The organism is Fibrobacter sp. UWR2, assembly GCF_002210285.1.
In the GTDB taxonomy this organism is placed as follows: Bacteria; Fibrobacterota; Fibrobacteria; order Fibrobacterales; family Fibrobacteraceae; genus Fibrobacter.
In genome coordinates, this window is the sequence record NZ_MWQE01000001.1 from 1 (window position 1) to 13150 (window position 13150).

The window sequence follows — 13150 nt, forward strand, 5'->3', positions numbered from 1 at the left end:
ACGTGAACCTCATCGCCCCGATCGCCATGGAAAAGCAGCTCCGCTTCGCTATCCGTGAAGGTGGCCGCACGGTCGGTGCCGGTTCCGTAACCGAAATCATCAAGTAATCAGGATTAAAAATGCCTAGAGAACTCATCGTGCTCGAATGCACAGAATGCAATCAGCGCAACTATGATTGCGACAAGAACAAGCGTCTTCACCCTTCCCGCGTGGAATACAAGAAGTACTGCCGCTTCTGCCGCAAGCATACTGTTCACAAGGAATCCAAGTAAGGAAATCCGCTTAGGTCGATAGCTCAATTGGTAGAGTCACGGTCTCCAAAACCGTTGGTTGGGGGTTCGAGTCCCTCTCGACCTGGGAGTTTCCTCCGGAGTCATCATGCGAAAGATTCAGCAATATGTCAAAGAATCCATCCAGGAACTGAAAAAGGTCACTTGGCCGACTTGGGAAGAACTCAAGGGATCTACTCTTGTCGTGATGCTCTTCAGCGTCATCATGGGTTGCTATATTGCCGGTCTTGATTTTGTTTTCTCCTTGGTTGTGAACCAGATTATGGGTAGGTAAGCACTATGAAAAAGTGGTACGCCATCCATACTTTCTCCGGTCAAGAAAACAACATCAAGAAACATATCGAGCAGATGATTGAACGCGAAGGCGTTCAAGAAAAGTTCGGCGAAATCATCGTACCCACCCGCGAAGTCGTGAGCAACGTCCGCGGGCGTCGTCGCGTTTCTACGCAGAACTTGTTCCCTGCATACATCATTATAGAAATGGAGCTGGACGAGCTCACCCAGCACCTGGTGTCCACCATTAATGGTGTCACCCATTTCGCCGGAATGACACGCGCTTCTCGTGTTCCTATTCCGCTTCAACAGAGCGAGGTCGATCGTCTCCGTGGAGTTAATCCTGAAGCTTCCATGGAAGGCGAGATCCAAATCCCGTACACCATTGGCGAAAATGTCCGCATCAAGGAAGGTCCCTTCAAGGACTTTGTGGGCGTCGTAGACGAAATCATGGAAGACAAGACCAAGATCAAGGTCATGGTCACCGTCTTCGGTCGTTCTACGCCTGTCGAACTTGCCTTTAACCAGGTCGAGTCCGCCACCGCATAGTGTTACGGTTTTTGCAACGGAGATAAAAAGTGGCAAAGAAAATCACAGGTTACATTAAGCTCCAGATTCCCGCAGGCGCTGCCAACCCGGCTCCTCCGGTAGGTCCGGCCCTTGGTCAGAAGGGCGTGAATATCATGGAGTTCTGCAAGCAATTTAACGCCAAGACCCAGAACGACAAGGGCATGATTGTCCCGGTCGTTATCACGGTTTACGCGGACAAGAGCTTTACCTTCATCACGAAGGTGTCGCCGGTTCCGGCCCTCATCAAGAAGGCCGTCGGCATTGAGAGTGGTTCTGGTGAACCCAACCGTAAGAAGGTTGGCAAGATCACCAAGGCCCAGGTTCAGGAAATCGCCCAAAAGAAGATGCCTGACCTAAATACAATCGACCTCGAAGCCGCCATGCGCATGGTTGCGGGTACTGCCCGTTCCATGGGTATTGATGTGGTTGACTGAGGCAGGTAATTCACCGTTACGTATCTGACAGGAAAATTTCATGTTCAGAGGAAAAAAATACAAAAAGGTTGCTGAAGCTTTTGATCGTAACCAAGCTTACGATTTGAAGTCTGCAATCGAAATACTCAAAAAGTCCGAGGTGAAGTTCGACCAGACGGTCGAAATCCACTTCAATCTCGGTGTGGACCCAAAACATTCCGACCAAGTGGTTCGTGGCACTGTCGTGCTTCCGCATGGTACCGGTCGTTCGGTCCGCGTTCTCGTTTTCTGCAAGGACAACAACCTTGAAATTGCAAAGAACGCTGGCGCAGACTACGCGGGTGGTGCTGACTTGGTTCAGAAGATTCAGGAAGGCTGGCTGGATTTCGACGCCGTCGTTGCTACTCCCGACATGATGCCGGTGATTAGTAAGGTGGCCCGTGTCCTCGGTCCTCGCGGTATGATGCCTTCTCCGAAGGCCGGTACGGTTACGGTTAACGTGGCCCAGACGGTTAAGGAGCTCAAGGCTGGTAAGATTTCTTACCGCGTTGACAAGGGCGCTAACGTCCATGCCCCTGTTGGCAAGCTCTCCTTCACGGTCGACCAGCTGGTTGAAAACACCAAGTCTGTTATCGACTCTGTTGTGAAGAACAAGCCTCAATCTTCTAAGGGCACTTACATCAAGAGCCTCACTCTGACGGCTACGATGGCCCCGGGCATCAAACTTGATATGGCACTGACACGATAGGAGAAACCATGAAAGCTGTAGTTAAAAAACAACAGACCGTGGACGCCCTCGTTGAATCCTTCAAGGATGCTACCGCCGTCTACCTGCTCAATTACCAGGGCATCACTGTCGAAAAGGACAACGCCCTCCGTAAGGCTCTCGCTTCCAAGGGTGTCAAGTACCACGCAGTGAAGAATACTCTTCTCAAGCGTGTGCTCGCCGCGCTCAAGGTGGAAGGTCTCGACGATATGCTGACCGGAGCAACATCCGTGATGGTCGGCTTCGCAGATGATCCGCTTCTGCCTGCCCGCGAAATTGAAGCGTTCCACAAAGCTAACCCTGATTTCTTGGTCGCCAAGAGCGTCTTCCTTGATGGAAAGCCGATGCCTGGCTCCGAAGTCGTCAACCTTGCTAAGATCCCGGATCGCAAGGGCATGATCGCTCAGATCGTCGCCATCGCTCTCGGACCTGGTGGCAAGATCGCCGGCCAGATCAAGGCACTCCAGGAAAAGCTGGAAAAAGAATCGGGTTCCGAAGCAGCCCCTGAAGCAGCACCTGAAGCTGCCGCTGCACCGGAAGCTTAACAACAAACCACAAACCAAAATTTTTAAACGGAATAATCGGAGAAACACATCATGGCAACTGATATCAAGGCACTGGGCGATCAAATCGTTGGTCTTACCCTTCTCGAAGCCAAGGCTTTGGCTGACTACCTTAAGGAAACTCACGGCATTGAAGCCGCTGGTGGCGTCGTAATGGCTGCCCCGGCTGCTGGCGCTGGCGCCGCTGCCGAAGAAAAGACCGAATTCGACGTTATCCTCGCCGAAGTCGATCCGGCCAAGAAGATGGCTGTCCTCAAGGAAGTCCGCGCTATCACGGGTCTCGGCCTCGGTGAAGCTAAGAAGGTCGTTGAGACTGCCAATAGCGTCATCAAGGAAGCCGCCCCGAAGGCTGACGCTGAAGCGCTCAAGAAGAAACTCGAAGAACTCGGAGCAAAGGTTACCCTCAAGTAATGCTCACAGTTCTTTGAACTGCTCTTACCAATCGCCTGCACGCGAGTGCGGGCTTTTGGTGTTTTTTGTCTAATTAGGCACTTCACCGGATGAGGTATTTCAAATGACCACGGAGCGAAAGAGTTATTCCTCCAACAAGTTCCAACTGGAACTGCCGTACTTGATCGAAGTCCAGAAGGCTTCCTACGAGCAATTTTTACAGGCCGACATCCCGCAGGAAAAGCGCTTGCCCGCTGGCCTGCAACGTGTTTTCCAGGACATTTTCCCGATTACTGACCCTAACGGGCTATTCTCCCTGGAATACGAAAAGTATTACTTCGGTATACCGAAATACAGCATCCCTGAATGCCGCGAACGTGGACTTTCCTACAACATGGAACTCTATGCCACGCTCGCCCTTCGCGTGTTCGAAAAGGACGGCGAAGACACCAAGCTTAAGGAAGAAGTCAAGAACGATGTCTTGATTTGCGAACTTCCTATCATGACCGAGAACGGCACGTTCATCATCAACGGTGCTGAACGCGTTGTCGTTTCTCAGTTGCACCGTTCCCCGGGTGTGAGCTTCGACGAAGAGCTCCAGCCGAACGGCCGTTCCGACTACAAGAGCCGCATCATTCCTCATCGTGGTGCGTGGGTCGAATTCAACGTCGAAAGCGACGTGCTCTACCTCTCCATCGACCGCAAGAAGAAGATTGCGGCCACCGCCATGCTCCGCAGCATCGGCTTCGAGACCACTCAGGACATCCTGAACCTCTTCTACAAGAAGACCGAAGAAGTCGTCGTTGCCGAAGAAGCTGAAAAGTTCAACGAAGACGGCGTGTGCGAACTCATCGACCGTATCATCTTCAACGATGTCGTCGACGAATCTACCGGTGAAATCATTGTCGAGGCGAACTCCGTCATCGACGAACGCAAGCTCGAACGCCTGCGCGAAAGCAACGTGGAAAAGATCGTTCTCCTCTCCAAGGACGAAGAAAACCTCCTCATCCACAACACGCTTGCCAACGACAAGACCAAGTCCCGCGAAGAAGCCCTCCGCACGATTTACTCTGTCACGCACCAGCAGCAGGACGAAGCTCCGAACCTGCAGGCTGCCGAAAACTATTTCGATTCCATGTTCCTGAACGACCCGCGCAAGTACGACTTGGGCGAAGTCGGTCGTTACCGTTTGAACGCTAAGGTCTACACTCCGAAGATCCTCAACATCCTCAAGGAAGTGGGCGAGCAGTTCAAGCAGTACAACATGGACAAGGAACTCGCTCTCCCCGAACCGACCCGCACGACGATGAGCAAGGCCGACTTCCTGGCCGTCATCGAATACATGGTCGGCCTCTACGACGGCGAAGACGGTTATGCCAAGGACGATATCGACCACTTGGGCAACCGCCGCACCCGTTCTGTGGGCGAACTCCTCGCTAACCAGATTTCTGTGGGCCTTTCCCGCATGTCTCGCGTCATCCGCGAGAACCTCTCCCTCCACAACGACGACGAACAGACCACTCCGCGCGACCTCGTGAATACCCGCACGGTTTCCTCTGTTGTCCAGGCGTTCTTCGGTTCCAGCCAGCTCTCGCAGTTCATGGACCAGATGAACCCGCTTTCGGAACTTACCCACAAGCGTCGTCTCTCCGCTCTCGGTCCCGGTGGCCTTTCCCGTGAACGTGCGGGCTTCGAAGTCCGTGACGTGCACTACACGCACTATGGCCGCCTCTGCCCGATCGAGACTCCGGAAGGCCCGAACATCGGTCTTATCAACTCCCTCGCGTCTTACGCCATCGTGAACCACTATGGCTTCATTGAGACTCCGTACCGCATTGTCGGTCTCGTCGACTTCAAGGACGCCCAGGGCAATATCGTGAAGTTCCCGGAAGCCAAGTGGCACTTCGGTATCTTCAAGGCCTTCGTGCATGACCCGCACTACTTCCTTTCCCAGCAGGAACTCACCCGCAAGGAAATGGACTCCATCCGCATGAACCTCGACAACCGCCAGCGCGACCTGTTCGACTCGTTCGCCGGCAAGGTGTTCCAGTTCAGCGATGCCGAAGGCGAAGTCCGTTACTTCAAGAACGGCTTCGAACTCGATGGCTTTAACGGCAAGGCCGACTACGTGCAGGCCAGCAGCTCCATCGACCAGGTCGTTTCTGACTTTATCACTTACCTCACCGCCGACGAAGAAGATGCCTTCAAGGTGGCTCCGGCTTCTACCGAGCTCACCGACGACAACCGCTTCAAGGAAGAATACGTCATCGTCCGCGACAAGAGCGAATACCCGCACGTGCTCCGCCAGGACAGCATCGAAATCGACGACATGGATGTCGAACGCATCGACCTCATGGACGTGGCCCCGATGCAGATCGTGTCCGTGGCCGCTGGCCTCATCCCGTTCCTTGAACACGATGACGCTAACCGTGCTTTGATGGGTTCTAACATGCAGCGCCAGGCTGTGCCTCTGCTCCGTGCGGAAGCCCCCGTGGTGGGTACCGGCCTCGAACGCCGCGCCGCCCTCGACTCGGGTACGGTTGTCCGCGCCAAGCACGACGGCCGCGTGACCTTCGTTGACGCCCGCAACATCACGGTGCAGCGCGGCAACATGGTGAACGGCAACTTCGAACCGCTCACCGGTCTCGGCGAAAACTACGAATTCCTCGGCAAGGATCCTATCGATAACTACACGCTTCGCAAGTTCGAGCGCAGTAACCAGGATTCCTGCGTGAACCAGAAGCCTATCGTGAACGTGGGCGACTTCGTCAAGGCTGGCGACGTGCTGGCTGACGGCGTGTCTACCGACCACGGCGAACTGGCCCTCGGTAAGAACATCCTCATCGGCTTCCTCCCGTGGAACGGTTACAACTACGAAGACGCCGTTATCATCTCGGAAGAACTCGCCATCAAGGATACCTTTACTTCCATCCACATCGAAGAATACGAACTCGATGTCCGCGAAACCAAGCGCGGCCCGGAAGAACTCACTCGCGAAATCCCGAACGTCGGTGAAGATGCCCTGCGCAACCTCGACGAGAACGGCGTTATCCGCGTGGGTGCCGAAGTCGGTCCGGATGACATCCTCGTGGGTAAGGTTACCCCGAAGGGCGAAACCGAACTCTCTCCGGAAGAACGTTTGCTCCGTGCCATCTTCGGCGAAAAGGCCGGCGACGTGCGCGACTCCTCCCTCAAGGCTCCTCCGGGCATGAAGGGCGTGGTTCTCGAAACCCGCATCTTCTGCAAGAAGGAAAAGTCCGACAAGAAGAGCAAGGAAAAGGATCAGGAAACCATCGAGAGCATCCGCTCCAACTTCCAGACCCAGATCGACAAGATCAAGGAATCTTGCCGTGAACACCTGCTCGAACTTCTCGGCGGCAAGGCTGCCGGCAAGGTGATGGACAACGAAACTCATGAACTCCTGATCCGCGAAGGCCAGACCTACACGGCTCAGAACCTCACCGCTATCGACGTGACCAAGGTGTCGCCGGCTTCTACCTTTGTGGTGGGTGATGACGAACTCCAGGAACAGGTGCTTTCGCTCGTGATTGTCGCACGCGACAACCTCGACACCCTGACCCGCACGATGGAAAAGGAAATCGATAAGGTCACCAAGGGCGACGAACTCAAGCCGGGCGTTCTGAAGAGCGTCAAGGTCTACATCGCCAAGAAGCGCTGCCTCTCTATCGGTGACAAGATGGCCGGTCGCCACGGTAACAAGGGCGTCGTGTCCAAGATTGTTCCGGTCGAAGACATGCCGTTCACCGAAGACGGTCGCCCGCTCCAGATCCTCCTGAACCCGATGGGCGTGCCTTCCCGTATGAACATCGGTCAGGTGCTTGAAGTTCACCTGGGCTGGGCTGCCAAGACGCTCGGCTTCAAGGTTTCTACGCCGGTGTTTGACGGTGCCAAGTTCGAGGACATCTGCAAGGAACTCGAAAAGGCCTACCAGAAGAACCCGATCGTGAACTACGAAATGGATCCGGAACACGACAAGATTATCGGTAAGGCCAAGCTCTATGACGGCCGCACCGGTGAAGCCTTCCTGAACCCGGTCACCATCGGTTACATGTACTACCTCAAGCTCGGCCACTTGGTGGACGACAAGATCCACGCCCGTTCTATCGGTAGCTACGCCCTCGTGACGCAGCAGCCGCTCGGCGGTAAGAGCCAGTTCGGTGGTCAGCGCTTCGGTGAAATGGAAGTGTGGGCCATGGAAGCTTACGGTGCCGCATACACCCTGCAGGAACTCCTCACCGTCAAGTCTGACGATGTTACGGGTCGTTCCATGGTGTACGATGCCATCGTCCACGGCAAGAACACGCCGAAGCCGGGCATCCCCGAGTCCTTCAACGTTATGATTCGCGAAGTTCATTCTTTGGGTCTTGATATCGAGACCATTGGAGATAAGTAATATGTCCGAAGAAATGATGGAAAATCAAGAAAATTCCGGCGATATTTCAATTCATCTCGCCGCTCCGGACCTGATCCGTTACTGGTCTTACGGTGAAGTCACCAAGCCCGAGACTATCAACTACCGTACATTCAAGCCGGAACGCGATGGTCTTTTCTGCGAAAAGATTTTCGGACCTGTCAAGAACTGGGAATGCAACTGCGGTAAGTTCAAGCGCGCTCGCTACAAGGGCGTTATCTGCGACCGCTGCGGTGTGGAAGTGACTCACTCCCGCGTCCGTCGCGAACGCATGGGCCATATCGAACTCGCCATTCCTCTCGCACACACCTGGTTCGTCCGTAACCAGCCGTGCGTGATCGGTGCTCTCCTTGGCCTCAACACCAAGGACCTCGAACAGGTTATCTACTACGAACGCTACGTCGTTATCGACAAGGGCGATGCCGAACTCGAAGAGAACACTCTCATCGACGAGAACGCCTACCAGGACCTCGTCGCCGAAGGCCGTACCTTCGACGCCCGCATGGGTGCTTCCGCCATCAAGCTCTTGCTCGACAAGCTCGACCTCACGGCCCTTTCCGCCAAGCTGCGTGACCAGGCCCGTTCCAGCTCCAAGACGAAGGTGGACGATGCCATCAAGCGCCTCAAGGTTGTGGACGCCTTCCGCAAGTCCCAGATGGAAAGCTTCCGTAGCTACTACAACAATCCGGATTCTTCCCGCGACAACGGCAAGGCATGGCTCAAGGGCCTCGCCGAAGCTGTTGCCGAATTCAAGGCCGACTACGAAGCCAACCACAGCGACTTCGTGCTCGTCGACGCCTACGAAGAATTCCGCCGCAAGTACCCGAACGAAGTTCGCCTCCTCGCGAACCAGCCGTCTTGGATGATTCTCGATGTACTTCCGGTGATTCCGCCTGACCTGCGCCCGCTCGTTCCGCTCGAAGGCGGCCGCTTTGCGACCTCCGACCTGAACGAACTCTACCGTCGCGTCATCAACCGCAACAACCGCTTGAAGAAGCTCATCGACATCCGTGCCCCTAACGTGATTCTCTGCAACGAAAAGCGCATGCTCCAGGAAGCCGTCGACCAGCTGTTCGACAGTGGCCGCCGTACCGCACGTACTGGCAGCGCGCGCCCGCTCAAGAGCCTCGCAGAACTCCTCAAGGGTAAGCAGGGTCGCTTCCGTATGAACCTCCTCGGTAAGCGTGTGGACTACTCCGGCCGTTCCGTCATTGTGGTGGGCCCGGAACTCCAGATGCACCAGTGCGGTCTGCCGAAGCGCATGGCTCTCGAACTTTACAAGCCGTTCATTATCCAGCGCCTGGAAGAAGACGGCATCGTTTACACGCTCAAGTCCGCCAAGAAGTACGTTGACGCCGAACGCCCCGAAGTGTGGGACATCCTCGAAGAAATCATCGAGGACCACCCGGTCATGCTGAACCGCGCCCCGACGCTTCACCGCTTGGGTATCCAGGCCTTCTATCCGAAGCTTATCGAAGGTAACGCCATCCGCCTCCACCCGCTTGTCTGTACCGCATTCAACGCGGACTTCGACGGTGACCAGATGGCTGTGCACCTCCCGCTTTCGTTCGAAACCCAGCTTGAATGCCGCGTGCTCATGCTGTCTTCGAACAACATCCTGCACCCTGCTTCCGGTCAGCCGATTGCCGTGCCGGGCCAGGACATCGTGCTCGGTCTGTACTACCTGACCAAGCCGCGTCCGGGTCGCAAGGGCGAAGGCATGCACTTCTACGATTCTGCCGAAGCCATCCGCGCTTACGAGAACGAAGTTGTCGACCTGAACGCTACCGTCTACCTCAAGCTCCCCGCCGGTCGCAAGATCTACACGGGCGCCCTCGAGAAGGATTGCGTTTGCGTGCGTGAAATCGCCGACGACAACGGCAACCTCGAAGAGAACGTGAAGGCTGGCGAAAAGGTCAAGTTCCTTACCCTCAAGGAAGACAACGTCATCAAGACGACTGTCGGCCGAATCATCTTCAACGAATTTGTTCCCAACGAACTCGGTTATGCTAACGAGACCTTCGGCAAGAAGGTTATCGCCAAGTCCATCGACGACCTGTACCGCCGTACCGGCAACCGCGTGACTGTCGAATACCTCGACAACCTCAAGGCCAACGGTTACAAGTGGGCAACCCGCGCCGGTTCCTCCGTGGCTATCGCCGAAATGGTGATCCCGGAAGAGAAGCAGGCCTTGCTCGATGCCGCTACCGAAAAGGTCAACGAAATCCGCAGCCTTTACGAAGACGGCGTGATTACCGACGGTGAACGTTACAACCAGATCATCGACGTGTGGTCCAAGACCACGAGCGATGTCGCTGCCAAGCAGTGGGACTTGCTCTCTCACGACCGTGACGGCTTCAACCCGGTGTACATGATGGCTGACTCTGGCGCTCGTGGTAGCCGCCAGCAGATTATGCAGCTGTCCGGTATGCGCGGTCTGATGCAGAAGCCTATCAAGCAGCTCGGCGGTCAGGAAGTTATCGAAAACCCGATTAAGTCCTGCTTCCGCGAAGGCTTGAACGTGATGGAATACTTCATCTCGTCTCACGGTGCCCGTAAGGGTCTTGCCGATACCGCCCTTAAGACGGCTGACGCTGGTTACCTTACCCGCCGTCTCGTGGACGTGGGCCAGGACCTCGTCGTTACTGAAGCTGACTGTGGTACCACCAACGGCATTGAAGTTTCCGCCTTCAAGGACGGCGACGATACCGTTATCCCGTTGGAAGAACGTTTGCTCGGTCGCGCCCCGGTCGAAGACATCAAGCACCCGGTTACGGGCGAAGTGATTGTCAAGGCTGGCGAACTCGTTACCGAACGTGACCTCCCGAAGATTTCCGCTACCGGTCTCGAACACATCAAGATGCGTTCCGTGCTCACTTGCGAATCCCGCACTGGCGTGTGCTCCAAGTGCTACGGCCGTATGCTTGCGTCTGGTCGTCCGGTCGACCTCGGCGAAGCCGTGGGTGTGCTCGCTGCACAGTCCATCGGTGAACCGGGTACGCAGCTTACCCTCCGTACGTTCCACATCGGTGGTGCGTCTTCCCGCTTGACTGTCGAGAACAACAAGAAGGCCGTCGTCGATGGCCGCGTCGAACTCGAACAGGTCGTTACCGTGGACCACGAGGGCCAGAAGATTGTTACGAGCCGCATGGCCGAACTCGTCATCTTCGACAATACAGGCATTAACAAGGGTCGTTACCAGATTCCGTACGGCGCCATTATGCACGTCGAGAACAACGCCCAGGTCAAGAAGGACCAGGTGATGTTTGAATGGGATCCGTATAACAGCCCGATTATCACCAACGTGGCCGGCAAGGTCAAGCTCGTCGACCTCGTTGAAAACAAGACATTCCGTGTAGAAAAGGACGAAAACACCGAAGTCGAAACCTGGATCGTTATTAGCGAGAAGCATGGCGGCAGCGCAAAGCAGCTGCGTCCGGCCATCAGCATTATCGACGAAACCGGTGCCAAGGTTGGCCACTTCATGTTGCCGGACGGCGCTATCTTGACCGTTCACGATGGCGACAAGGTGACCGTCGGTTCTACCGTTGCAAAACTCCCGCGTGCCGCAGGTAAGACCCGCGACATTACCGGTGGTCTTCCGCGCGTTGCCGAGCTCTTCGAAGCCCGCAAGCCGAAGAATACCGCCGTGCTCGCCCCGATTGACGGTCTCGTCACGATGGGCAAGGAAGTGCGCAACAACCAGGAAGTTATCATCAAGATGGACGATCGCGAAGAGAAAGTGCTGGTTCCGCGTGGTGTCCACTTGGCGGTCAACGAAGGTGACCGTGTCCGCGCTGGTCAGAAGATCAGCGAAGGCAGTGCAGACCCGCACGATATCCTGACTATCCTCGGACCTGAAGAGGTCCAGCGTCACTTGGTGAACGAAATCCAGGCGGTGTACCGCCTGCAGGGTGTGGCTATCGCAGATAAGCACATCGAATGTATCGTCCGCCAGATGATGCGCAAGGTGAAGGTCAAGGAATCCGGCGATTCCGAACTGCTTCCGGGCGAAGAGATATCCAAGGCACGTCTGCGCGCTGAGAACGACCGCCTGGTCGCTCAGGGCAAGACTCCGGCGACCTTCACGCCGATGCTCCTTGGTATCACTAAGGCCTCCTTGGCGACAGACAGCTTCATCTCTGCCTGCTCGTTCCAGGAAACCACGAAGATCCTTACCCGCGCTTCTATCGAAGGGCAGGTTGACCCGCTCATGGGCCTCAAGGAAAACGTGATTATGGGCCGCCTCATTCCGTGCGGTACTGGTGCCCGCCACCTGAGGAACGTCCAGGTGACCGATGCCGATGCCGAGGCGGAAGAACGCCTGCGTTTGCAGAATGTGCATGCCGAATACGGTAACGCTGACTCCGGAATTCAGATGATTGACACCGATATGGGTGCATCTGATGACGAGGATGTAGACTAATTTCGGTTATGTACTTGAAAAATTTGGAAAAAGAACTATATTTGCACTCCAAAATCTAGGAGATTAATAGTGCCTACTATTCAACAGCTCGTCCGCAACGGACGTGAACAGATCAGCAACAAGACCGCTTCCGTGGCCTTGAAGTCCTGCCCGCAGAAGCGCGGTGTTTGCACCCGCGTGTACACCAGCACCCCGAAGAAGCCGAACTCTGCTCTTCGTAAGATTGCCCGTGTGCGCCTTTCCAACAAGATGGAAGTTACCGCTTACATCCCCGGTGAAGGCCACAACCTCCAGGAACACTCCATCGTGCTCATCCGCGGTGGTCGTGTGAAGGACGTTCCGGGTGTTCGTTACCACATCATCCGTGGTGCCCTCGATACCCAGGCTGTCAACGGTCGTCAGAACGGCCGCTCCAAGTACGGTGTTAAGAAGAAAGGTGCCGCTCCGGCCAAGAAGTAAGGAAGTAGTATATGTCTAGAAGAAGAAAGGCTCTCCATCGCTCCATCCTCCCGGATCCGCGTTTCAAGTCTGTCCTCGTCACCGAACTCGTCGGTGTCGTGCTCAAGCAGGGTAAGAAGACCATCGCCGAACAGATTGTCTACACCGCCCTTGACCTCCTCGACAAGAAGGTCGAAGGCAAGGAAACCCCGCTCGAGAAGTTCGAACTCTGCCTCGAGAACATCAAGCCCCGCGTCGAAGTCAAGTCCCGCCGCGTCGGTGGTGCCAACTACCAGGTTCCTATGGAAGTTGCTCCGGACCGCGCCAAGGCTCTCGCCCTCCGCTGGCTCCTCGATGCCGCCCGTAACCGCAACGAACCGAACATGGCCGACCGCCTTGCCGCCGAACTCGTTGCTGCCAAGAACGGTGAAGGCAACGCTGTCCGCAAGAAGAACGACACGCACAAGATGGCCGAAGCCAACAAGGCTTTCGCTCACTTCCGTTTCTAATTCTTGCATTAGCACGAATTATCCTAGAGGAAGGGCTCCGCTTTTGCGGAGCCTTTTCTGTTTCCTCCTGGCCCTTGGAC

General features: G+C 55.6%; 12 protein-coding genes and 1 tRNA gene. All 13 read left to right on the forward strand.

Annotated elements, in window-relative coordinates:
- The coding region (locus B7994_RS00005; RefSeq protein WP_144063679.1) for a hypothetical protein at nt 1–107 on the forward strand (107 nt) is incomplete at its 5' end.
- Nucleotides 108–119: 12 nt separating this feature from the next.
- The gene (rpmG, locus tag B7994_RS00010; RefSeq protein ID WP_014545993.1) at nt 120–272 is read left to right on the forward strand and encodes a 50S ribosomal protein L33; all 153 of its coding nucleotides are present in this window, start codon (nt 120–122) and stop codon (nt 270–272) included.
- 12 nt (nt 273–284) lie between these two features.
- Nucleotides 285–357: transfer RNA gene (locus B7994_RS00015), tRNA-Trp, on the forward strand.
- Between the two features lie 21 nt (nt 358–378).
- Nucleotides 379–564, forward strand: a complete 186-nt coding sequence (secE, locus tag B7994_RS00020) for a preprotein translocase subunit SecE (RefSeq protein WP_088636456.1) — start codon at nt 379–381, stop codon at nt 562–564.
- 5 nt (nt 565–569) lie between these two features.
- Nucleotides 570–1112, forward strand: a complete 543-nt coding sequence (gene nusG / locus B7994_RS00025) for a transcription termination/antitermination protein NusG (RefSeq protein WP_088636457.1) — start codon at nt 570–572, stop codon at nt 1110–1112.
- Between the two features lie 29 nt (nt 1113–1141).
- Nucleotides 1142–1567, forward strand: a complete 426-nt coding sequence (rplK, locus tag B7994_RS00030) for a 50S ribosomal protein L11 (protein ID WP_088636458.1) — start codon at nt 1142–1144, stop codon at nt 1565–1567.
- Nucleotides 1568–1607: 40 nt separating this feature from the next.
- Nucleotides 1608–2294, forward strand: a complete 687-nt coding sequence (rplA, locus tag B7994_RS00035; protein WP_088636459.1) for a 50S ribosomal protein L1 — start codon at nt 1608–1610, stop codon at nt 2292–2294.
- Between the two features lie 8 nt (nt 2295–2302).
- Nucleotides 2303–2857, forward strand: coding sequence for a 50S ribosomal protein L10 (rplJ, locus tag B7994_RS00040; protein WP_088636460.1), 555 nt, complete (start codon nt 2303–2305; stop codon nt 2855–2857).
- 51 nt (nt 2858–2908) lie between these two features.
- Nucleotides 2909–3286, forward strand: a complete 378-nt coding sequence (gene rplL / locus B7994_RS00045) for a 50S ribosomal protein L7/L12 (protein WP_088636461.1) — start codon at nt 2909–2911, stop codon at nt 3284–3286.
- A 103-nt stretch (nt 3287–3389) separates the two neighbouring features.
- Nucleotides 3390–7679 (forward strand): DNA-directed RNA polymerase subunit beta, encoded by a 4290-nt coding sequence (gene rpoB / locus B7994_RS00050; RefSeq protein WP_088636462.1) that lies wholly within the window; start codon nt 3390–3392, stop codon nt 7677–7679.
- A gap of 1 nt (nt 7680) precedes the next feature.
- Nucleotides 7681–12123: a DNA-directed RNA polymerase subunit beta' gene (gene rpoC / locus B7994_RS00055; RefSeq protein WP_088636463.1), complete on the forward strand. Its 4443-nt coding sequence runs from the start codon at nt 7681–7683 to the stop codon at nt 12121–12123.
- Between the two features lie 69 nt (nt 12124–12192).
- Nucleotides 12193–12582 carry a 30S ribosomal protein S12 gene (rpsL, locus tag B7994_RS00060; RefSeq protein WP_072809591.1) on the forward strand — a complete coding sequence of 130 codons (390 nt, stop codon included), beginning with the start codon at nt 12193–12195 and terminating at the stop codon, nt 12580–12582.
- Between the two features lie 11 nt (nt 12583–12593).
- Nucleotides 12594–13070, forward strand: coding sequence for a 30S ribosomal protein S7 (gene rpsG / locus B7994_RS00065; RefSeq protein ID WP_088636464.1), 477 nt, complete (start codon nt 12594–12596; stop codon nt 13068–13070).
- Nucleotides 13071–13150: the final 80 nt, after the last annotated feature.